The organism is Curvibacter sp. T50 (genome assembly GCF_057219955.1).
Map to the genome: position 1 here is coordinate 24,243 of NZ_JBXVVU010000002.1, position 21,355 is coordinate 45,597.

Genomic DNA, 21,355 nt, shown 5'->3' on the forward strand with positions numbered 1-21,355 from the left:
AGTGCCCTTCATCCCTAGCATGAGCAGCGTTTTCCACAGGAACGCTCACAATGCAAATCATCGAACCCTACGCGCCGCACACCGGTGGCGCTAACCCCAGGCACCCTCACCAAGAAATCGCCGACATCCTGGCCGCAGGCATTCTGCGCCTGCGCGTGGCGCAGAAGGTCACCACAAACCAAAAAGAATCTCGCGAAACAGTGGCGTTTGGACTTGGCTTTACTGCCCACCAGCGCGTCAATGCGAACCCCTATCAAGAAGAAGGAGTTGGCACATGACAGCACACGCAGCACCGCCTGATAAATCATCACTGGCAGCCAGGGTCGCTCAGCTTCCGCACTTGCCCATGGACAACCTGTGGGCCATGTGGGATGAACATTTCCAGGAGCGCCCCAATCACCATCACCGCACCTGGCTGGAAACCCGACTGGCGTACAAGCTCCAGGAGATGGCCTTGGGTGGATTGAAACCCTCCACTCGCCGCAAACTGGAAGACATCGGCAAGACCGGCATCCTGCCCAAGCTGATGCAAAAAGAGTCCGACCGACTCCTGCCGGGAACGGTCCTGACCCGGACCTATGACGATATCGACCACCATGTTCTCGTGCGCGGTGTGCGCGATTTCGAGTTCCGGGGCCAACGCTTCACCAGCCTGACCGCCATCGCCCGCGTGATCACGGGCAGTAACTGGTCGGGCCCTCTGTTCTTTGGTCTCAAGACTGGCTCCAACAAGGAGTCCACATGAAACCCGCACGCATGAATATGGGCCAACACTCCACCTCCGTTGTCGTCAAAAAGCGCTGTGCGGTCTACACCCGCAAGTCTACGGATGAAGGCCTGGACCAGGAGTACAACAGCCTGGAAGCGCAACGCGATGCCGGGTTGTCCTATGTAGCAAGTCAACGCCATGAGGGCTGGGTGGCTGTCGGTGACGGGTATGACGACGGCGGATTTTCCGGAGGGAATCTGGAACGCCCGGGCCTCAAACGTCTGATGGCCGATATCGAGGCCAAGCGTGTCGACATCGTTGTGGTCTACAAAATTGACCGCCTCACGCGCAGTCTGGCCGACTTCGCCAAGTTGGTGGAAGTGTTCGATCGCAATGGCGTGAGTTTTGTTTCCGTCACCCAGCAGTTCAATACCACCACATCGATGGGACGCCTCACGCTCAATATTCTGCTGTCGTTTGCGCAGTTCGAGCGGGAAGTCACAGGAGAGCGGATCCGTGACAAGATTTCTGCCAGCAAGGCCAAAGGCATGTGGATGGGCGGCATGCCTCCGCTGGGCTACGACGTCGTCGAGCGCAAGCTGGTGGTCAATGCGCCTGAGGCAGCATTGGTGCAAGACATTTTTCGGAGGTATGCCGAACATGGGTCGGCTGCGCGCCTGGTCAGGGAATTGGCCATTGAAGGCCACACCACCAAATCCTGGACCACGCAGGGTGGTCTGCATCGGCCCGGGCGACCGATTGATCAGCAGTTCATTTTTGCCATGCTGCGCAACCGCATCTACCTGGGTGAGATGGTGCACAAGGGCCACAGCTTTCCTGGCCAGCACCATGCCATCGTCAGCGAGACTGTGTGGAACGCTGTACATGCCTTTGTTGAGCGACGCAAGCAGGGGCCACGTGACCGGCGCACCGATCATCCGGCGCTCTTAGGCGGACTGCTGTTTGCGCCGGATGGTCAGCGCATGCTCCACACCTTCACTAAAAAGCGCAATGGCCGTTTGTATCGATACTACGTGCCCTACCTGCACAAGCGCCGTAATGCGGGCGCGACCGCAGAGCCCGGGGCCCTCGATATCGGGTCACTTCCAGCGGCGGAAATCGAGGGTGCGGTGCTGGCGCAGGTTCACAACGCACTGCGCGCGCCAGAATTGTTGATCGCCGCATGGCGGTCCTGCCAAAAGCATCCCGATGGTGCCGGTCTCCAGGAAGCACAGGTTGTGATTGCCATGCAGCGCATCGGTGCAGTGTGGGAACAATTGTTTCCGATCGAGCAGCAGCGCATCACGCAGTTGCTGATTGAACGAGTCCAGTTGCATGAGTCCGGCCTGGACATTCTGTGGCGGGAAGACGGCTGGCTGGGGTTTGATGCCGACATCACCTCGCATCCCCTGGTCGAGGAATCGCGCACCCCGGAGCAGGAGATGGCAGTATGAACAGACCAAAAGGCTTGGCTGTAGACAACCCGCGTTTACGCAACGTGCGTGTCGAGGTGGGCGGCGATACGCGCAACTACCTCACAGGCCATCAGCGGGTGACCATGGTGCCGCTGACGATTCGGCGCAAGCAAAACCGCAAGGTGCTCACCCCGCCAGCTGGTGAACGCAATGCCTCCGGTTTTGGCGGCTTGGATTTGCCCATGATCCGAACCCTGGGCAAGGCCTTCCACTGGCAGCGCCAGATCGATGAAAACCAGTATGCCAACGCGTCCGATCTGGCGCGTGCGCTGAAACTGGAGCCCGGCTGGGTGGCCGAGGTATTGCGCCTGACGACGCTGGCGCCGGAGATCATCGAAGCCATTCTGGAGGGGCACCAGCCCAAACACCTCAATCTGCAGAGCTTGCGTGGACGCCATGAGTTGTTGCCTCGGGATTGGGAGGAACAACGTAGGCAGTTGGGGTTTTCGAATTGAAAGGTAGAGGGGTTGTGAAGCTAACTAGATGAGGCGGGCGACAGCTTCGGCCCATAACAGGTCGTACACGCAACGGCATGGCGTCGCGAGCCGTGCACGAGAGCATACGTCTCGCGGCGCAATGCCGTTCCCGTCAGAACCAAAGCCAAGCTGCGCGATGCGGCCAATGACTACATGGCCATACTGGAGACGTCACCCGAGCGGGTGACGAGCTTCTTTCAAGGCCCCAGGGTCAAATATGCTGCTGGTTGAGACTTCATGGGGCCGGAGCAACATGATTCACTAGGCAGTGTCGTCTAGCGACTGCTTTTCATTTGAACATCTGACCGCTCCTGGCCGAAGCCACACTTTCGACTGCGAATAACGGCTTCCTGCAATCACTGCATCCCTGCCCAACTGGCAGATCGTCGAACAATCTGCATCGAATCGGGCTGAGACTTTCAACTGAAACTGATCGGTAGGTCACACCGTTGTCGCCACACCGATTCAGCCCTCCAGACGGCGATCCCAGTGCTCGCCGGTTCGCATTCTGGGCCTCATTGGCGAACTGGAAGTTCCTACCCAGTTCGCCAATCGGCCCCTCGTAAGTTCGCCACCCGAATTCTCCAATGACACCTGTTCCTCAACAGCCTCAAAGGAGAGCCTCATGGCCGCTACGACAAGCCTCCAACCCCGATCGTCCCTTGCGGCGATCACCACTATGGCACCCGGCGACCGCCGTGTCCTCAACGAAAACGAGCTGGCTCAGCGCTGGGGCGTGAGCCCCAAGACGCTGCAACGCTGGCGCACCGAGGGCCGTGGTCCTCGCTACCTCAAGCTCTCCAAAAGGGTCAGCTATCCGCTCGAAGCCATTCTCGACTTCGAGTACTGCGCGCTGCACGACTCGACCTCTGAACGTGCCATGGCTTAAGGAGGATGGACATGAACGATATATCCATCTTTCCAGCCGACATCGCGGAAATGTCCGTGGGGCAATTGGCCAAGCTGCCCGCGCAGCATCTGCATGAGGTCGACACCAACCTGGACCAGGCCATTGCCTGGCTCAAGAGCGCCCGCACCAAAGTGGATTCCGCCATGGATCAGCGCTTTGGTGACCAAGGCCGTGCTGCCTTGCATGACACCGGGCGGGACTTTGGCACATCACACATCAAGACAGATGGTCTGCATGTCAAGTACGAGCTTCCCAAGAAGGTCTCCTGGGATCAGAAAAAGCTCAAGGCCATTGCCGAGCGTATCGCTGCATCTGGCGAAGCGATCGAGAGCTACCTGGACGTGAAGTTTTCCGTGTCCGAGTCCCGCTATACGAACTGGCCACCGGCACTGCAACAGCAGTTTTCCGATGCCCGCACCGTCGAGGCGGGCAAGCCCGCCATCACCCTTTCTCGCGATCTGGAGGTCTGACCATGAATCAACACATTGTTCCCTTTGACTTCGAGGGCCGCGCAGTCCGTGTCATCACTGACGCCCAGGGCGAACCGTGGTTCGTGGCTGCAGATGTCTGTGCCATCTTGCAACTGCCCGAGACCCACAAGGCCATCGCCCGTCTGGACGACGATGAAAAGGACCGGAATTCAATTCCGACCCCTGGTGGTGTCCAGGAAATGAGCGTGGTGAGTGAATCCGGGCTCTACAGTCTGGTGCTTGGCAGCCGCAAGCCCGAGGCAAAACGCTTCAAACGCTGGGTCACCCATGAAGTGCTGCCCTCCATCCGCAAGACCGGCAGTTACGCCACCCCCGGTTCACTCGCAAGCTTGCCCGCACCGACCCAGGACTGTGTCACTGCCATCCTGCTGATCGGTGACGCGGTGGCCAAGGTCCCGGGTGTGAAGGCGGGCATTGCCATGGCAGCCACCCTCACCTGCATCCAGGAAAACACGGGTCTCACCGTCGAAACATTGCGCCGGACGCTACCCGCTGCCAATGAACCTATCTGCTCCCTGAACGCAACCCAGCTGGGCAAGCTGGTGGGCTTGTCGGCGAAGACCACCAATTTGCGTCTGGCTGCACTGGGACTGCAGTTGCGCAATGACCGTGATGAGTGGGAACTGACCGAGGCAGGCGAGTCCTGGGCCGAGGCCATGCCGTACTCGCGCAATGGCCACAGCGGCTATCAGATCCTCTGGAACCCCGAGGTGGCAACCCAACTGAGGGAGGCCGCGTAATGCCGTTACCCATCATTACCGCAGACCAGCGCCTGCGCGAAAAAAAGGGCGTCAAGCTCGTGCTCCTGGGCAAGAGTGGGATTGGTAAGACCACCCAGCTCAAGACATTGCCCGAGACAACCACCTTGTTCGTGGATCTGGAAGCGGGCGACCTGGCCGTCAAGGACTGGCGGGGCGACTGCGTGCGTCCTGCCACCTGGCCCGAGTTCCGGGATCTGGTGGTGTTCCTGGCTGGCCCCAATCCGGCCCTGCCAGCCGATGCACCGTACTCGCAGGCGCACTTTGCCCATGTGTGCGAGCGCTACGGTGATCCAGCCCAGCTGGCCAAGTACGACACCTACTTCGTTGACAGCATCACAGTGCTGGCCCGCTTGGCGCTGATCTGGGCCAAAACCCAACCGCAGGCCCTGTCCGAGCGCACGGGCAAACCCGACACCCGTGGTGCCTATGGTCTGCTGGGCACCGAAATGCTCACTGCGCTCATGCACTTGCAGCACGCCCGTGGCAAGCATGTGGTGTTCGTGGCCATCCTCGATGAACGCTTGGATGACTTCAACCGCAAGGTGTTCGTGCCGCAGATCGAAGGGGCCAAGACCTCTGCGGAACTGCCCGGCATCGTTGACGAAGTGGTCACGCTCGCAGAGATCAAGTCCGAGGACGGCGCCTCCTATCGCGCCTTCGTCGCCCACACGGTCAACCCCTATGGCTATCCCGCCAAAGACCGCTCCGGTCAGTTGGATCTGCTCGAACCACCTGACCTGCAGGCACTGATCGCCAAGTGCGCGGCTGCCACCCAGCCCATTCACTCATCCATTCAAACATCCCCAAACACCCAGGAGTAATTCATGTCCGCATGGAACGATTTCAACGACGCTGAACAACAGCAATCCTTCGACCTCATCCCCAAAGGCACAGTAGCCAAGGTGCGCATGACCCTCAAGCCCGGAGGCTATGACGATTCGAGCCAGGGTTGGACCGGCGGCTATGCCACGCAGAGTTTCGATACGGGCAGCATCTTCCTGGCCTGTGAATTCGTGGTCCTCGAGGGCGAGTTCGCCCGCCGCAAGCTGTGGTCCAACGTGGGTTTGTACAGCGCCAAGGGTGATGCCTGGGGGAACATGGGACGCAGCTTCGTGCGTGCAGCCCTCAACAGTGCACGCAACATCCGTCCCCAGGACAACTCACCGCAGGCCGCATCCGCACGGCGTATCGCGGGGTTTCAGGAACTTGATGGCCTGGAGTTTGTTGCGCGCATTGATGTGGAGAAGGACGGGCGCGGTGATTTGCGCAACGTCATCAAGATGGCGGTCGAGCCGGATCAGCCGGAATATGCCAAAGGGGGCTCTGGCTCCGCATCTGGCATGGGCAGCGGTGGTGCTCACAGTGCCGGTTATGCGGCCACGCCGCCCGTGCAATCTGCACACGCGCCAGCCTACGCGCCAACCCAAGCGCAGGCACCCCGTCCTTCCGTCCCTGGCAAACCTGCATGGGCTCAGTAAGGGGGGACGATGAAATGCTGGGTCTGCCATCGTCAGGCCCGGGGCTACGGCCACACCGACACCCGTCACGGTGTGGGCCATCCCCGGCGCTATCCCATCGATTGGGTGTTTTGTTCGCTGCGCTGTCAGGGTGTGTTTCACGCCATGTACGGCAACTGGCTGAAAGTGCGCGACGGACGCACCGACGTGCAGGAGGTGCCCATGATCGATCCGTCTGATATCGAAGTGGCTGCCATGAAAAAGTGCCTCAAGGCCTTCGGCGAGGCAGCGGGCGAGATTGGATTCACAAAACCGCTGGGCGATTACTCGGAAGGCGAGGCCTTGCGGGTGATCGAATCCATAGTCACCTGCTACACGGATGCCATGCGGGCGCACCACGAGACGACCAAATTTCCACCTGTGCGCGGTGTGCCTGTCGCCGCCGATCCCCTGGCCAATCCCTTTGCGGATATGGAGGATGACCTGCCATGGGAAGAGCCCAAGGGGGCCCTGCCATGATCGACTTCAACTCCTCGACGAGCGTGTCGGGTCAACTTGAGGCGCTGGTAGATGTGGGTATGCAGCGCAACCGCGCGGCGCAGACGCCACGAGAGTATCTGGGTGCTTCCCGGCTGGGGGCCGCATGTGAGCGCGCACTCCAGTATGAATTTGCCAAGGCACCGGTAGATTCCGGTCGGGACACCTCGGGACGCATCCTGCGCATCTTTGAGCGCGGTCACCTGACGGAGGACTGCATGGTCACCTGGCTGCGGGATGCGGGCTTCGACCTGCGCACCCGCAAGCTCGATGGGGATCAGTTCGGGTTTGCCGCAGTGGATGGTCGCCTGCGTGGCCACATCGACGGCGTGATCGTTGCCGGTCCCGAGGGCTTCCAGTACCCCGCTCTTTGGGAAAACAAGTGCTTGGGTTCCAAGTCCTGGCGCGATTTGCAAAAGAACAGGCTGGCCGTGGCCAAGCCGATCTACCACGCCCAGGTGGTGCTCTACCAAGCCTACCTGGAATTGCACGAGCACCCGGCCGTCTTCACGGCGGTCAACGCCGACACCATGGAGATCTACACCGAGTTGGTGCCCTTTGATGCGGCGCTGGCGCAGCGCATGTCTGATCGCGCCATCAAGCTGATCGGCGCCACCGATGCCGGGGAGCTGCTGCCCCGTGCGTTCCATGAATCCACCCATTTCGAGTGCCGGATGTGCCCTTGGCAGGACCGGTGCTGGAGGAGTCCTCTATGAAAACCTCGTCTTTGAATAACTTACCCCTGAATCCCCCAACCGTGAATGACGTATTGGGTGAACGCCTGGTCGACGCGCGCACGGCGGCGCATTGCCTCAATCTCCCGGTGTACTTGCTCACCCACCCCAAGGAGCGTGATCGTCTGCGGGTGCCGCATTACCGGGTGGGCAGGTTGGTGCGCTTCAAAGTGCTGGAACTGATTGACTGGGTTGAACAGCAAGGAGGTGCAACCCATGCTGGACTTCAATGAGATTCCCCCGGATCCGACTCCAGCCGCTAGTTCCACACGCGAGAGCGTGCGAGCTGACCTGCTGGGCCGATTGGAAGGCATCTTGCAAGCCATGCTTCCCGCAGGCAAAAAGCGCCGGGGGAAGTTCCTGATCGGCGACATTCTGGGCAGTCCGGGCGACAGCCTGGAGATCGTCCTCGACGGTGACAAAGCGGGACTGTGGACCGACCGGGCTGAGAACACCGGCGGGGACATCTTCAACTTGATCGGCGGCCATTACGGGATCGACGTGCATGACGATTTCGCGGCAGTGTTGGTGCGTTGCACCGACCTACTGGGACGCACGGTGCCTGCATCACGCAAGTCGAGGAAGGACGCTCCGATCGACGACCTGGGCCCGGCCACGGCCAAATGGGACTATCTTGATGCCGATGGTCATCTCCTGGCCGTGGTGTACCGCTACGACCCACCCGGTGGCAAGAAGGAGTTCCGGCCCTGGGATGCCAAGAGACGCAAGATGGCTCCACCCGATCCTCGGCCACTGTACAACCAACCGGGTATGGCCGCCGTCGACACCGTGGTCCTGGTCGAGGGAGAGAAGTCCGCCCAGTCCTTGATCAATGCGGGCATCTGCGCGACCACGGCCATGCACGGCGCCAACGCCCCTATCGAAAAAACCGACTGGTCGCCACTGGCAGCCAAGGTCGTGCTGATCTGGCCGGACAAGGACAAGCCCGGCTGGGAATACGCCGACCGTGCGGCACAGGCCATCTTGATGGCCGGGGCGCGCACCTGCCACATCCTCTATCCGCCCGAAGACGCACCGGAGGGCTGGGATGCGGCCGATGCACGCATTGAGGGATTTGAGGTGACCGGCTTCATTGCCCACGGCCCGCGCATGCAGATGCATTTGGTCGATGACGACCCGGACACCTTGGCTCAAGCAGTCGGGCCTGAAGAGGCGGTCTGGGGCACCGAGGATGCGCTGGCGCTGTCCTTCACCCGTAAGTACCACAAGGACTGGCGTTACGTGGCCGGATGGGGCAAGTGGCTGGTCTGGGATGGGCAGCGCTGGCGCTCGGAAGACACGCTCGCTGCCACCGACTTGATCCGTCATGTCTGTCGCCACGCTTCGCTTAACACCCGCAACCCTCGCATCGCCTCCAAGTTGGCGGCGTCCAGCACCGTGGGCGGTGTGGAGCGACTGGCCCGTGCTGATCGCCGCCATGCGGCTACTACCGAGGAATGGGATGCCGATCCCTGGCTGCTCAATACGCAGGGTGGGGTTGCGGACCTGCGCAGCGGTCGCGTGCGCCCGCATGAGCGGGGCGATCGCATCACCAAGATCACCACGGCCACGCCGCGTGGAGAGTGTCCCCAGTGGCGGACGTTTTTACAGGATGTCACCGGTGGTGATCAGAACTTGCAGGACTACTTGCAGCGCATGGTGGGCTACGCCCTGACCGGATCCACCCGTGAGCACGCGTTGTTCTTCCTCTACGGCACCGGCGCCAACGGCAAGTCGGTCTTCGTCAACACCCTGGCCGACATCCTGGGGGACTACGCGACCAACGCACCCATGGACACGTTCATGGAAACGCGCACCGACCGGCACCCCACCGACATGGCGGGCCTGCGGGGGGCCCGCTTTGTGGCGGCGATTGAGACTGAGCAGGGTCGGCGTTGGGCCGAGTCCAAGGTCAAAAGTCTGACCGGCGGTGACAAGATTGCCGCGCGCTTCATGCGCCAGGACTTCTTTGAGTTCTTTCCGCAGTTCAAGCTCTTCGTGGCGGGCAACCACAAACCGGCGATCCGCAATATCGACGAGGCCATGAAGCGGCGTCTGCATCTGATCCCGTTCACGATCACCGTGCCCCCCGAGAAACGCGACAAGCACCTGCAGCAAAAGCTGTTGGCCGAGCGCGACGGCATTCTGGCCTGGGCGCTTGAGGGCTGCTTGGCCTGGCAGCGCCTGGGGCGACTGGATCCGCCACAGCAAGTCGTGGACGCAACAGACGAATACTTCGAGGCCGAGGACGCATTGGGGCGCTGGCTCGACGAGCGTTGCGTGCGCGTGGGCACGGCCAAGTCACTGACCGCCGAACTCTTCACAGACTGGAAGCAGTGGGCAGAAGCCGCTGGGGAGTTCGTGGGCTCGCAGAAGCGCTTTGCCGACCTGTTGCTCACCCGCGGACTGGAAAAGTGGCGCAACGGCATGGGCCTGCGTGGCTTTCAGGGCATTGGTCTCAAGGCACCGCCTACACCCGCCTACACCCCGTACTCGGACAACTGAACCCCATGAAAACCGTGCGTCTGACGGATCGGACAGAACTTGTCGAAACCCCTATATCCCGCGCGTCACGCGCACGTGTAGAGAGTTACGTCAATACCTGTCCGATCCGTCAGACCGACCTCAAAACAAGGATTGACAACATGAATACGACCATCCTCGCCCTTGATCTGGGTACTACAACAGGCTGGGCACTAGCCAGCCGTGACGGCAGTATCACCAGTGGCAGCCAACCCTTCAAACCACAACGCTTCGAAGGCGGTGGCATGCGCTTCCTTCGGTTCAAACGCTGGCTGACCGACATCAAGCAGTGCAATGACGGCATCGATCAGGTGGTGTTCGAGGAAGTCCGTCGCCACATCGGTGTCGATGCCGCACATGCCTATGGCGGCTTCATGGGCCAGCTGACCGCCTGGTGCGAGCACCACCAGATTCCGTACCAGGGCATCCCGGTCGGCACGATCAAGAAGCACGCCACCGGCAAAGGCAACGCCAGCAAGGACGAGATGGTGGCATCTGTGCGTGGTCGTGGTCACAACCCGGAAGACGACAACGAGGCGGATGCGATTGCCTTGTTGTACCTGGCGCAGTCCATGGCATTGGAGGGTCTTTGACATGAATATCCCTCCTTACCGCTATCGCTGCCCCCTGGGCAATGCGCAACCCATCGCTCCCGACCTGGACGCCATCAAGCGCAGGGGGTGGCAGTCCGACCATATCTTGGTGGTGGCAGAAGACGACGAACGCCTGGATTGGATCGAGAGGCAGTTCGTGCAACGACTCGGTGAACGCCTGTACGGTGATGGGGGCAAGCGCAATGGTTGAAGCATCTTCTACATGGACAGCCGACACGGTGGCCAACCGTTTCGAGGAAGCGGCCACGACAGCCCATCGTCTGCCACGTGCGCATCCCCAGGGTTACTTCAACCCCTGGATGAGCCTGGCCATGCAGGCACCCGAACGTTACCCCGACCCCGAACGGCTCTACCGGCTTGGGCCTCCCGCACCGCAGGCGGTGGACCGCATGCTCGAAGTGATGCAGTGGGTGCAGTGGCTCGACGTGGATCAGCGTCATCTGGTGTGGATGCGTGCCAACCGTTACGAGTGGCAGCAGATCGGCAGGCGCTTTGCCTGCGATCGCAACACGGCTTCACGTCGCTGGCACCGTGCCATGGAGTTGGTGGCATACCAACTCAACCGGGCCAGCGGTCCTGCGCGAATTAACGTGTTTTGAAGGAGGTGCGCGGTGTGTTTGCGCTCCAAGCGGGGCAGAGCGAGGAAAGCACTCCAATCCGTATGCAGCATGGAGGGGGTTTTGAGCGTACAGTTTCAGCTATGGTCAGGAAAGAAGTGCAAAGCACATCGCCCTTGAGGAATTCGACGGGTCCTCCCTGGCCAAATCGCAATGCGGGGGGAGCGAGCGCCCGACTGGCCTAGCGTCAGAGTGCAAACCCAGGTTTGCAGGGTTTGCAGGTTTGCACCCAACCCTCCCGGACATTCAGATTCATTTCAACCCGCCCATGGCAATTGCTGTCGGCGGGTTTTCCATTTTGAGGATCCCTCTTTTGAAAACGCTCAACGTCGCGTACCGCAGGGTCGACGCGCTCATTGGCTACGCCCGCAATCCGCGCACGCACAGCGACGCGCAGGTTGCCAAGATTGCGGCCAGCATCGTGGAGTTTGGCTGGACCAATCCGGTGCTGGTCGATGGTGAAAACGGTGTCATTGCTGGTCACGGTCGTCTGGCTGCTGCACGCAAACTCGGTCTGGACCAGGTGCCGGTCATTGAACTGGCCCATCTGTCATCCAACCAGAAGCGCGCCTACGTGATCGCCGACAACCGCCTGGCACTGGACGCAGGTTGGGATGAGGAGTTGCTGGGACTGGAGCTTGCAGAACTGACCGATGCCGGATTCGATCTGGCGCTGACAGGGTTTGAGGATGTGGAACTGGACGACATGTTCGGTGCGCCCAGCGACCCCGATGCCGATGGCGGTGATGCCGGGGACGGTGACGACGCAGCCGATGATGTTCCTGCGCCGCCAGTGGACGCCATCTCTAAAGCTGGTGACGTCTGGGCCTTGGGCCAGCACCGACTGATCTGTGGAGACTCTACCGACCCGAAAGCAGTCGCTGCTCTGATGCAGGGCGACAAAGCCGCCATGTGCTTTACCTCGCCACCCTATGGCAACCAGCGGGACTACACCAGTGGTGGCATCACTGATTGGGACGGTCTGATGCGTGGCGTGTTCGCCCATCTGCCCATGACAGAAGATGCACAGGTCCTGGTCAACCTGGGTCTGATCCACCGTGACAAGGAAGTCATAGCGTACTGGAATACGTGGCTCGATTGGATGCGCAGCCAGGGCTGGAGGCGGTTTGCCTGGTACGTCTGGGATCAGGGTCCGGGGTTGCCGGGTGACTGGTCAGGACGGCTGGCTCCGAGTTTTGAGTTCGTTTTCCATTTCAACCGGCAAAGCCGCACGCCCAACAAGATCGTGCCCTGCAAGCATGCGGGCGAAGAGTCCCACCTGCGTGCGGATGGGACTTCCACTGCCATGCGCAGCAAGGAAGGCGAAGTCGGCGGTTGGGCCCATAAGGGCCAACCCACGCAGGACAGCAAGATTCCCGACTCGGTGATCCGGGTTATGCGCCACAAGGGCAAGATCGGTCAGGGCATCGACCACCCGGCAGTGTTCCCGGTTGCGCTGCCGGAATTCATTTTGGAGGCCTACTCCAGCACCGGAGATATCGTTTACGAACCCTTTGGTGGGAGTGGCACCACCATGCTGGCTGCCCAGCGTAGTGGCCGCCAGTGCCGGTCGGTAGAAATCGCACCCGAATATGTGGATGTGGCCATCAAGCGCTTTCAGCAGAATTTTCCGGGTGTTCCGGTCAAGCTGGTGTCGACCGGCCAGACCTATGAAGAGGTCATGGCAGAACGCAGCAAGGCAGTTCAGGACCAGCAGGTGGAGGCAGTGCAATGACAGCCTCCTGGTTGGCTGACAAGATTCAGCAATGGCCCGTGGCCAGACTGGTTCCCTACGCCCGCAATGCGCGCACCCACTCGGAGGAGCAGGTGGCGCAGATTGCAGCGTCCATTGCCGAGTTTGGCTTTACCAACCCTATCCTGGCCGGTGACGATGGTGTGATCGTGGCAGGCCACGGAAGGCTGGCTGCCGCCCAGAAGCTGGACATGGAAATGGTTCCGGTCGTGGTGCTCGAGCACCTGAGCTCCACACAACGCCGGGCGCTGGTGATTGCGGACAACCGCATTGCTGAGAACGCAGGCTGGGACGAGGCCATGCTGCGCGTGGAAATGGAAGCACTGCAGCTGGACGACTTCGACATGTCACTCACAGGCTTCGATGCCGATGCGCTGGCCGAACTGATGGCAGGCGGCGGTGATGAACAATCTGGGAACACTGAAGACGATACTGTGCCGGAGGTCCGGGAGACCCCCGTCTCACGCGCCGGTGATGTCTGGTTGCTGGGTCCCCACCGACTGTTGTGCGGCGACTCCACTCTGGCAGAGAGTTACGCGCAGTTGCTGCAAGGCGAGGAAGTGGACATGGTGTTCACCGATCCGCCCTACAACGTGAACTATGCCAACAGCGCCAAGGACAAAATGCGCGGTAAAGATCGCGCCATCCTCAATGACAACCTGGGCGATGGGTTTTATGACTTCCTGCTGGCCGCGCTTACGCCCACGGTGACCCACTGCCGGGGTGCCATCTACGTGGCCATGTCCTCCAGCGAACTCGATGTCCTGCAGTCAGCGTTCCGGGCCGCCGGGGGCAAGTGGTCCACGTTTGTCATCTGGGCCAAGAACACTTTCACGATGGGGCGCTCCGATTACCAGCGCCAGTACGAGCCTATCCTGTATGGATGGCCCGAGGGTGCAAAACACCATTGGTGTGGCGACCGGGACCAGAGCGACGTGTGGCAGATCAAGAAGCCTCACAAGAACGACCTGCACCCGACCATGAAGCCGGTCGAACTGGTGGAGCGTGCCATTCGCAATTCCAGCAGGCCTGGAAACTCGGTGATGGATCCGTTTGGCGGTTCTGGCACGACGTTGATCGCCGCAGAGAAGACTGGCCGGATCGCCCGACTGATCGAGTTGGATCCCAAGTACGTGGACGTAATCGTTCGCCGATGGCAGGACTGGACAGGAAAGAAAGCCACCCGCCAGTCGGACGGGGTGGTCTTCGATGATCAGTCAGCAAACTCTTCTTCGCAGATTTCGCAGTGAATCACAAATCCGGTGAGGTAGGCCATTCCGCGAGGGATGCCATAGGTCCTGGCAGCGTGGCGTCCGATGCTCCATCCCGTCCACTGCTGGATGGTTGCCTGCACCGCCTGCTCCAGGCTCTTGCCAACATACAGATGGTTTTGGACTTCGTCCGCAAAGTGGCGTCCATGGCGGCTGTCCAGAAACGCGCGCACTGCGTCAGGAGTGCAGCCAGTGATTTGTGCAATGGCAGGCAATGCGATCGTCCATGCTGCTGGTGCTTTATCTTGCATCGTTCCCCAAAAGCCCCAGGTTTCGTTTTGTGTGGCGGGGATGTTGTTGGTGGTGGTCATGATCGGATCCTTGATGGTGTGTGTTGCGACACGCGTAGTAACGCGCTGTTGCACTGAGAAGCCAAGCTATTCCTGGCTTCTTTTCAATCAATTTTTTGAGGTCATCCGAGGCGCGCGACGTACCTTGCGTAGTCGCCACCTTCCGGGTTGACATAAAGGTAGGGGCGACCGGGTGCACAGACTTCCACGCAGAAGTAGCCGTCCCCGGTGCCACCGCCTTTGCCGCGCAGCCAGTCGCGTGACTTCATCAGATTGCTGGCAAAAATGTCGAAGTCGCCGGGCGTCATCTCCCGCGTCTCGGTGACAAAGATTCGGGTGCTGCCAAAGCCGCCCACCTCGTTGAGGTCGGCAGGCTTTCTGGCAAAGGGCAAACGCACGCTCAATTCCTCGACCTGGATGGCGGTGCCGTCCCGGGTCATGGTGCAAGGGGTGCGTTCGATGGTGATGGTCATGGTTATCGTTTTGTTGGTGGCGTTCATGGTGTTTTTCCTGTGTGTTGGTCGTCAATCACGACAACTCCATGAACGCGCTGTTTCGATCAAAAGCCAAGCGATCTGCAGCATCTTTTTGATCATTTTTTGATTCAGGCGATGCGGTAAATCCGCTCGCCGCCTTGGGCCTTGTCAGACTCGATGGTGAGGCCCAGTTTCTTCTTGAATGCCCCGGCAAATGTGCCGCGCACGGTGTGTGCCTGCCATCCGGTGGCATCGCAGATCTGTGTGACCGTTGCGCCCTCCGGGCGCTTGAGCATGGCGATCACCTGTGCCTGCTTGCTGTTTTCGCGGGTCCGGACTTTGACTGGATCAGTTGTTGGTTCCAAGGCGGGAGTGGTAGCCGCTTCGGCTTGTGCCGTGCTGCCTTCATGTTGCGCCAACGTGGCCTCGTATTGCGCCACAGTGGCCTCCAACTCCTGGTCTGCGACCAGGGGTGCCATAGGCGCAACGTCTGCCGCTGTGGGGCGGGGGCGTCCCAGAGCGTCGTAGCCCTCGGCTGCAACGTACCAGTGTTGGCCACCGTTCGTGGTGACCAGGGCGCGGTTGAACAAGCCGTCGAGCACCTTCTTGCGAGCGCCACCCTTGACGCTTTCGGGGAACCAGATGATCTGGCCATTGTTGTGGTCCAGAGCATGTTGCAGAACCTGGGTCTGGGTGGTGGTGAGTTGAATTGTGGTCATTTGAAATCCTTGGTTGGGTTGGTGATTGGGTTGGTGGTTTGTTGCTCGGTGGTGGTTTTCAGTCTTCCCAGACTTGGGTGCCGTCCAGGGTGATCCAAAGGCGCGCGTCATCAAAAGTGGCCATCTCGCGCACTTCCGATCCGGTCCTGCGGTTGATGCCCGCCTTGTGCGTGTAGCAGTAGGTCTGGCCCTCGTGCTCGACCAGGCTGGGGCCGGTTTTGTCGAAGTCGACCTGGATGCGCATCTCACCGCGTGCGCGGTGGTTGGTGTCTGTGACCTGGGCGTTGATGGTTTTCATTTGCTTGTTTCCTTGTTGGTTGCGACGCCTCTATGAACGCGCTGTTCCAGATGGAAGCCAAGCTAAATCTGCAAAAAGACAAACAAATGTTTGAAATATCCAATGGGAATCTCGATACGTGCCTATGCCCGCCACAGGGGGGTCACCGACACCGCTGTGCACAAGGCCATTCGTGCTGGTCGTATCACGCCGGAATCTGACGGAACCATTGATGCCGATCGGGCCGATGCCCAGTGGGCAAGCAATACCGATACGCCCAGGAAGGGCACAAAAGAGCGTGCCGAGAGCGTGGTGCTACGGGACTCTGGCACTGAGCAGGCTTCCAACCTGCCAACCTCTCAGGGCACCGGTGGTACGTCGCTTCTACAGGCGCGCACCGTCAATGAAGTGGTCAAGGCGCAGACGAACAAAGTCCGGCTGGCCAAGCTCAAGGGTGAACTGGTCGACAGGCCGCAGGCCATAGCCCACGTATTCAAACTGGCACGCGCAGAGCGGGATGCCTGGTTGAACTGGCCAGCACGGGTATCTGTCCAGATGGCTGCGAAATTGGGTGTGGATGCCCACGCCATGCACGTGACGCTCGAAGCAGCGTTGCGTGAACACCTTCAGGAACTTGGGGACCTGCGTCCTCGCATTGATTGAGTGCGGTCACTGATGATGGAAGACTACGAAGGTGCGCAGGAGATCGAGCGGGCCTGGCGGGAGGGACTGACGCCGGATCCGCTGCTGTCGGTCTCGGAATGGTCGGACCGGCACCGCATGCTTTCCAGCAAAGCGTCTGCCGAACCGGGGCGCTGGCGCACCAGCCGCACGCCATATTTGAAGGCGATCATGGATTGCCTCTCTCCCACCTCGGCGGTAGAGCGGGTGGTCTTCATGAAGGCTGCGCAGCTGGGTGCGACCGAGATGGGGTCGAACTGGATTGGCTATGTGATCCACCACGCGCCTGGTCCCATGATGGCCGTGTGGCCGACGGTCGACATGGCCAAGCGCAACTCCAAGCAACGGATCGACCCGTTGATTGAGGAATCCGAAGCGCTGTCGGCGCTGATTTCTCCGGCGCGCTCGCGGGACTCGGGTAACACCATCCTGGCCAAGGAGTTCCGGGGCGGTGTGCTGGTGATGACCGGGGCCAATAGCGCGGTGGGGTTGCGTTCCATGCCGGTGCGTTACCTGTTTCTGGACGAGGTCGATGGCTATCCGCTGGACGTCGAGGGTGAAGGCGATGCGATTTCGCTGGCCGAGGCCCGCACGCGCACGTTTGCTCGGCGCAAGATTTTCATTGTCTCGACCCCAACCATCTCGGGCGTGAGCGCCATCGAGCGCGAGTACGAAGACTCGAACCAGCAGCGGTATTTCGTGCCGTGCCCGCATTGCGCACACAGGCAGTGGCTGCGGTTTGAACAACTTCGTTGGGACAAAGGCCAGCCCGAGACCGCAGCCTATCTCTGCGAGTCCTGTGATACCGCGATCCATGAGCACCACAAGACCTGGATGCTGGAGCACGGTGAGTGGCGGGCGATGGTGCCAGAGCATGGCGCCAAGACTGCTGGTTTCCATTTGTCGAGTCTGTACAGCCCGGTGGGTTGGCGTTCGTGGCGTGACATTGCCGTGGCGTGGGAAGGTGCGGTCAGCAAGGTTTCCGGATCGGCTGCCGCCATCAAGACCTTCAAGAACACCGAACTGGGTGAGACATGGGTTGAAGAAGGCGAAGCGCCTGACTGGCAGCGTCTCATCGAGCGGCGGGAAGATTACCGGATTGGCACTGTACCCCCGGGTGGCCTGTTGCTGGTGGGTGGTGCCGACGTCCAGAAGGACCGGATCGAAGTGTCGGTCTGGGCATTCGGGCGGGGCAAGGAGTCCTGGCTGGTGGAGCACAGGGTCCTGATGGGCGACACGGCACGTGAAATCGTCTGGAAGGCACTCAAGGCCATGCTGGATGAATCCTGGACCCATGCATCAGGTGCGGCGATGCCCCTGGTGCGGTTTGCCTTGGATACCGGCTTCGCCACTCAGGAAGCCTATGCCTTTGTGCGTGCCTGTCGGGATTCCCGCGTGATGGCCGTCAAAGGGGTGGCCAAGGGGGCAGCGCTGATTGGCACGCCTACGGCGGTGGACATCACCCAGGGTGGCAAGAAGCTGCGCCGGGGCATCAAGGTGTTTTCGGTCACGGTGGGCATGGCCAAGTTGGAGTTCTACAACAACCTGCGCAAGGCCGCAGACGTCCAGGAAGACGGCGTCACCGTGAAATACCCTGCAGGCTTTGTGCATCTGCCCAAGGTTGACTCGGAATATGTGCAGCAGTTGTGTGCCGAACAGCTGGTGACCCGGCGTGATCGCAACGGGTTTGCGATCCGTGAATGGCAAAAGATGCGCGAGCGCAATGAGGCGCTGGATTGTTATGTCTACGCGAGAGCCAGCGCCAGTGCGGCAGGCCTTGACCGATTTGAAGAGCGCCATTGGCGCGAATTGGAAAAACAGCTGGGACTGGCGCCGCCACCCGAGCCTACGACCCCACCCAACGAAATCCTGGCCACCCCTAGCGGTGGCCTTGTTGTTTCTGACGGGCGCAGGGTTGCCAGGCGCGTGGTGCGCAGTCGCTGGCTGTCGTGAATTTTTAAAGGAGAGTTTTTATGAGTCTTGCTACCCGAATCGAAAGCCTGGTTATCCGGGTTGCCCAGGAATTCAATGATGTGCGTGCAACGGCTGGCAGTCTGGCCAGCCTGTCCACAAATGACAAATCGAGTCTGGTCGCCGCCATCAATGAACTCAAGGCTGCGGTCTTGTCCGCGATGGCCATCGACGACAACCAGATCGCCACCACCAGTACCTACTCGTCCAACAAGATCGTGTCACTGCTGGACGCGCTCAAGGCTGATATTTTGGGCGGTGCCGATGCAGCCTATGACACCCTGGTGGAGATCCAGCAGGCTCTGCAGAATGGCACCAGCGGCCTGGATGCGATTCTGAGCGCCGTCAATTTGCGCGTGCGTTTCGATGCGGCGCAGACCTTGAATGTGGCCGAGCAGTTGCAGGCCCGCACCAACATTGGGGCAGTCGCAGCCAGCGATGTGGGCAACACCGATACCGACTTTGTTGTGATCTTCGATGGGGCGCTGGCCTGATGAGCCTCGCCTCCAACATCGCTGCACTGGCGGCACGCATCGGTTTCGAGGTCAAAACCAAGATCGACGCGACGCACCCCGGTATCGCAAGGGTGTGGGTCAGTTTTGGTTATGTGGGCGGTCAGGTCGTGATCTACGGCGCACACAACGTCGCCAATGTGGTGCGCACGGCGGCAGGCCGGTACCGCGTGCATTTCGCGCAGTCGATGCCGGATACGAACTACTGCTGGACGGCGCTGGCTCGCAGCAGCACCAATACCGGCCAGCAGCGTTTGGCAATTGTGCGCGCGAGCTCCGACCAGAAGACCCCGCAGTACGTCGACATCTCCGGCGCGACCGCTGCATCGTCGTTTGACGACTCCTCTGAAATCAACCTTGTGGTGTACCGCTGATGGCCTACACAGAAGCCCAACTCCTGGCATTGGAGAGCGCACTCGCCAAGGGCGAACGCAGAGTCACCTTTGGCGACAAGACGGTGGAGTACCGCTCGGTGGACGAGCTGCGCGTGGCCATGCGCGATGTCCGCCGTGGCCTGCTCGAACAGGCTACCGCCACAGGCATGTGGCCCGGGGCACCACGGCAGATCCGGCTTAACACCTCCAAGGGGACGTGATGGGCTGGTTCAAGACGATTCGTCGCAGGCTCTGGTCCTCAACACCCACCTATGACGGTGTGGGCGGCGGCAGGCGTGCGCTGGCCTGGTCAGTGGGCAACCCCGGCGCAGTGGCGGCCATGTTGTTCAACCAGAGCGAACTGCGCGCCAAAAGTCGCGATCTGGTTCGTCGCAATGCCTGGGCGAACTCGGCGCTGGAGTCCTATGTGGCCAACGCCATCGGAACGGGTATCAAGCCCCAGTCGATGCTTGCCAATCCACAGCAGCGTGAGGCGGTTCAAGCCCTGTGGCGCAACTGGACCGTGGAAGCCGACGCGGCTGGACTCACCGATTTCTATGGACTGCAGGCGATGGCGTGTCGGGCCATGCTCGAAGGTGGCGAGGCTTTGATCCGACTGCGCTACCGCAGGCCCGAGGATGGGCTCAGCGTTGCGCTGCAGATCCAGGTCCTGGAACCCGAACACCTGCCCGTGCAGATGAACATCACGGCAGAAAACGGCAATCTGATCCGCGCTGGCATCGAGTTTGACCGACTGGGGCGCAGGGTCGCGTACCACCTGTATCGCTCGCACCCCGAGGACGGTCTGCTGGCTCCCATGTCGGGTGACGGTGGATTGAGCACGGTGCGGGTGGATGCCGCAGAGATCATCCACTTGTTCCGGCCACTGCGCCCGGGCCAGATCCGGGGTGAGCCCTGGCTGGCGCGTGCATTGGTCAAGTTGAACGAACTCGACCAGTACGACGATGCCGAACTGGTGCGCAAGAAGACGGCGGCCATGTTCGCGGGCTTCGTGACTCGCCTCTTACCCGAAGACAACCTGATGGGCGAAGGCAATGCAGACAGCAATGGGGTGGCCCTGGCCGGCTTGGAGCCAGGCACCATGCAGATCCTGGAGCCCGGCGAGGACATCAAGTTCTCCCAGCCTGCCGATGTGGGCGGGTCGTACTCCGAATTCCTGCGCATGCAGTTTCGTGCGGTGGCCGCTGCCATGGGCGTGACCTATGAGCAACTCACCGGTGATCTCACGCAGGTCAACTACTCGTCCATTCGCGCAGGACTACTGGAGTTCCGACGCAGGGTGGAGTCCCTGCAGCACGGCGTCATCGTGCACCAGCTGTGCCGCCCGATCTGGGCTGCATGGATGGACCAGGCGGTGATCCAGGGAGCCTTGAGTCTGCCGGGGTATGGCTCAGGTCAGGCACAGCGTCGTGACTACCAGGCCTGCAAGTGGATTCCACAGGGCTGGCAGTGGGTTGATCCGCTCAAAGAAGCCGATGCCATGAAGGCTGCGATCCGCTCCGGCCTGATGAGTCGCTCGGAAGCAATCTCAGCGAATGGCTACGACGCCGAAGACGTGGACCGGGAAATAGCTGCCGACAACGCTCGCGCAGATGACCTGGGGCTGGTCTTTGACTCAGACCCCCGGCACGAATTGACCAAGTCCCTATCTGCTGCAACCGGTGCTGTACCGACGCAGCAACCCGAATCTTCTCAAGGAAACTGAC

General features: G+C 60.7%; 28 protein-coding genes and 1 pseudogene. 25 read left to right on the top strand and 4 right to left on the bottom strand.

The window, feature by feature from the left end; translation table 11 throughout:
* Positions 1 to 50 precede the first annotated feature (50 nt).
* The 19 genes and pseudogenes from AC2EBU_RS09465 (at position 51) to AC2EBU_RS09555 (ending at position 14,307) form a co-directional block, all read left to right on the top strand.
* On the top strand, positions 51 to 278 hold the full coding sequence (locus tag AC2EBU_RS09465) for a hypothetical protein (RefSeq protein ID WP_484610174.1): 228 nt from the start codon (positions 51 to 53) through the stop codon (positions 276 to 278).
* The gene (locus tag AC2EBU_RS09470; protein ID WP_484610175.1) at positions 275 to 745 is read left to right on the top strand and encodes a DUF2924 domain-containing protein; all 471 of its coding nucleotides are present in this window, start codon (positions 275 to 277) and stop codon (positions 743 to 745) included. The genes AC2EBU_RS09465 and AC2EBU_RS09470 overlap by 4 nt, the downstream gene beginning before the upstream one ends.
* On the top strand, positions 742 to 2,163 hold the full coding sequence (locus AC2EBU_RS09475; protein WP_484610176.1) for a recombinase family protein: 1,422 nt from the start codon (positions 742 to 744) through the stop codon (positions 2,161 to 2,163). Before AC2EBU_RS09470 ends, AC2EBU_RS09475 begins: the two co-directional genes overlap by 4 nt.
* The gene (locus AC2EBU_RS09480; RefSeq protein ID WP_484610177.1) at positions 2,160 to 2,639 is read left to right on the top strand and encodes a hypothetical protein; all 480 of its coding nucleotides are present in this window, start codon (positions 2,160 to 2,162) and stop codon (positions 2,637 to 2,639) included. The genes AC2EBU_RS09475 and AC2EBU_RS09480 overlap by 4 nt, the downstream gene beginning before the upstream one ends.
* A 126-nt stretch (positions 2,640 to 2,765) precedes the next feature.
* Positions 2,766 to 2,891, top strand: a pseudogene (locus AC2EBU_RS09485) (IS630 family transposase); the annotation flags it as partial.
* 394 nt (positions 2,892 to 3,285) lie between these two features.
* On the top strand, positions 3,286 to 3,549 hold the full coding sequence (locus AC2EBU_RS09490; protein ID WP_484610178.1) for a helix-turn-helix transcriptional regulator: 264 nt from the start codon (positions 3,286 to 3,288) through the stop codon (positions 3,547 to 3,549).
* A gap of 11 nt (positions 3,550 to 3,560) precedes the next feature.
* Positions 3,561 to 4,040, top strand: coding sequence for a hypothetical protein (locus AC2EBU_RS09495; protein WP_484610179.1), 480 nt, complete (start codon positions 3,561 to 3,563; stop codon positions 4,038 to 4,040).
* 2 nt (positions 4,041 to 4,042) lie between these two features.
* Complete coding sequence (locus AC2EBU_RS09500) at positions 4,043 to 4,801, top strand: BRO-N domain-containing protein (RefSeq protein WP_484610180.1); 759 nt, start codon at positions 4,043 to 4,045, stop codon at positions 4,799 to 4,801.
* Positions 4,801 to 5,643 carry an ATP-binding protein gene (locus tag AC2EBU_RS09505; RefSeq protein ID WP_484610181.1) on the top strand — a complete coding sequence of 281 codons (843 nt, stop codon included), beginning with the start codon at positions 4,801 to 4,803 and terminating at the stop codon, positions 5,641 to 5,643. The genes AC2EBU_RS09500 and AC2EBU_RS09505 overlap by 1 nt, the downstream gene beginning before the upstream one ends.
* A 3-nt stretch (positions 5,644 to 5,646) precedes the next feature.
* Positions 5,647 to 6,300, top strand: a complete 654-nt coding sequence (locus tag AC2EBU_RS09510) for a hypothetical protein (RefSeq protein WP_484610182.1) — start codon at positions 5,647 to 5,649, stop codon at positions 6,298 to 6,300.
* 9 nt (positions 6,301 to 6,309) lie between these two features.
* Entirely contained in the window at positions 6,310 to 6,798 is a 489-nt protein-coding gene (locus tag AC2EBU_RS09515) for a DUF6511 domain-containing protein (protein WP_484610183.1), read from the top strand.
* A complete protein-coding gene (locus AC2EBU_RS09520; RefSeq protein ID WP_484610184.1) occupies positions 6,795 to 7,532 on the top strand; it encodes a PD-(D/E)XK nuclease family protein in 738 nt (245 codons plus the stop codon). The genes AC2EBU_RS09515 and AC2EBU_RS09520 overlap by 4 nt, the downstream gene beginning before the upstream one ends.
* A complete protein-coding gene (locus AC2EBU_RS09525) occupies positions 7,529 to 7,783 on the top strand; it encodes a helix-turn-helix domain-containing protein (protein WP_484610185.1) in 255 nt (84 codons plus the stop codon). The genes AC2EBU_RS09520 and AC2EBU_RS09525 overlap by 4 nt, the downstream gene beginning before the upstream one ends.
* Positions 7,767 to 10,055, top strand: coding sequence for a phage/plasmid primase, P4 family (locus AC2EBU_RS09530; RefSeq protein ID WP_484610186.1), 2,289 nt, complete (start codon positions 7,767 to 7,769; stop codon positions 10,053 to 10,055). Before AC2EBU_RS09525 ends, AC2EBU_RS09530 begins: the two co-directional genes overlap by 17 nt.
* Positions 10,056 to 10,195: 140 nt before the next feature.
* A complete protein-coding gene (locus AC2EBU_RS09535; RefSeq protein WP_484610187.1) occupies positions 10,196 to 10,666 on the top strand; it encodes a crossover junction endodeoxyribonuclease RuvC in 471 nt (156 codons plus the stop codon).
* Position 10,667: 1 nt separating this feature from the next.
* Complete coding sequence (locus tag AC2EBU_RS09540; RefSeq protein WP_484610188.1) at positions 10,668 to 10,877, top strand: hypothetical protein; 210 nt, start codon at positions 10,668 to 10,670, stop codon at positions 10,875 to 10,877.
* Positions 10,870 to 11,286: a DUF6362 family protein gene (locus tag AC2EBU_RS09545; protein WP_484610189.1), complete on the top strand. Its 417-nt coding sequence runs from the start codon at positions 10,870 to 10,872 to the stop codon at positions 11,284 to 11,286. The genes AC2EBU_RS09540 and AC2EBU_RS09545 overlap by 8 nt, the downstream gene beginning before the upstream one ends.
* Before the next feature lie 331 nt (positions 11,287 to 11,617).
* Positions 11,618 to 13,039, top strand: coding sequence for a site-specific DNA-methyltransferase (locus tag AC2EBU_RS09550; RefSeq protein ID WP_484610190.1), 1,422 nt, complete (start codon positions 11,618 to 11,620; stop codon positions 13,037 to 13,039).
* Positions 13,036 to 14,307 carry a site-specific DNA-methyltransferase gene (locus tag AC2EBU_RS09555; RefSeq protein ID WP_484610191.1) on the top strand — a complete coding sequence of 424 codons (1,272 nt, stop codon included), beginning with the start codon at positions 13,036 to 13,038 and terminating at the stop codon, positions 14,305 to 14,307. Before AC2EBU_RS09550 ends, AC2EBU_RS09555 begins: the two co-directional genes overlap by 4 nt.
* On the opposite strand, the gene AC2EBU_RS09560 is transcribed toward AC2EBU_RS09555, so the two are convergent.
* From AC2EBU_RS09560 to AC2EBU_RS09575, 4 genes are all read right to left on the bottom strand, one after another.
* On the bottom strand, positions 14,271 to 14,639 hold the full coding sequence (locus AC2EBU_RS09560; protein WP_484610192.1) for a hypothetical protein: 369 nt from the start codon (positions 14,637 to 14,639) through the stop codon (positions 14,271 to 14,273). The genes AC2EBU_RS09555 and AC2EBU_RS09560 overlap by 37 nt on opposite strands.
* 101 nt (positions 14,640 to 14,740) lie before the next feature.
* On the bottom strand, positions 14,741 to 15,118 hold the full coding sequence (locus AC2EBU_RS09565) for a hypothetical protein (protein WP_484610193.1): 378 nt from the start codon (positions 15,116 to 15,118) through the stop codon (positions 14,741 to 14,743).
* A 104-nt stretch (positions 15,119 to 15,222) separates the two neighbouring features.
* Positions 15,223 to 15,813, bottom strand: a complete 591-nt coding sequence (locus AC2EBU_RS09570; RefSeq protein ID WP_484610194.1) for a DUF3489 domain-containing protein — start codon at positions 15,811 to 15,813, stop codon at positions 15,223 to 15,225.
* 58 nt (positions 15,814 to 15,871) lie between these two features.
* Positions 15,872 to 16,111 (bottom strand): hypothetical protein, encoded by a 240-nt coding sequence (locus AC2EBU_RS09575; protein WP_484610195.1) that lies wholly within the window; start codon positions 16,109 to 16,111, stop codon positions 15,872 to 15,874.
* A gap of 102 nt (positions 16,112 to 16,213) precedes the next feature.
* Between AC2EBU_RS09575 and AC2EBU_RS09580 the strand changes: the two genes are divergently transcribed.
* From AC2EBU_RS09580 to AC2EBU_RS09605, 6 genes are read left to right on the top strand one after another with little or no spacing between them, the layout of a single operon-like run.
* Entirely contained in the window at positions 16,214 to 16,753 is a 540-nt protein-coding gene (locus tag AC2EBU_RS09580) for an elements of external origin (RefSeq protein ID WP_484610196.1), read from the top strand.
* Positions 16,754 to 16,765: 12 nt separating this feature from the next.
* Complete coding sequence (locus AC2EBU_RS09585) at positions 16,766 to 18,724, top strand: phage terminase large subunit family protein (protein WP_484610197.1); 1,959 nt, start codon at positions 16,766 to 16,768, stop codon at positions 18,722 to 18,724.
* A gap of 20 nt (positions 18,725 to 18,744) precedes the next feature.
* A complete protein-coding gene (locus tag AC2EBU_RS09590) occupies positions 18,745 to 19,236 on the top strand; it encodes a hypothetical protein (RefSeq protein WP_484610198.1) in 492 nt (163 codons plus the stop codon).
* A complete protein-coding gene (locus AC2EBU_RS09595) occupies positions 19,236 to 19,628 on the top strand; it encodes a hypothetical protein (RefSeq protein ID WP_484610199.1) in 393 nt (130 codons plus the stop codon). Before AC2EBU_RS09590 ends, AC2EBU_RS09595 begins: the two co-directional genes overlap by 1 nt.
* Positions 19,628 to 19,849, top strand: coding sequence for a phage head-tail joining protein (locus tag AC2EBU_RS09600; RefSeq protein WP_484610200.1), 222 nt, complete (start codon positions 19,628 to 19,630; stop codon positions 19,847 to 19,849). Before AC2EBU_RS09595 ends, AC2EBU_RS09600 begins: the two co-directional genes overlap by 1 nt.
* Complete coding sequence (locus AC2EBU_RS09605) at positions 19,849 to 21,354, top strand: phage portal protein (protein ID WP_484610201.1); 1,506 nt, start codon at positions 19,849 to 19,851, stop codon at positions 21,352 to 21,354. Before AC2EBU_RS09600 ends, AC2EBU_RS09605 begins: the two co-directional genes overlap by 1 nt.
* The last annotated feature ends 1 nt before the right edge of the window (position 21,355 follow it).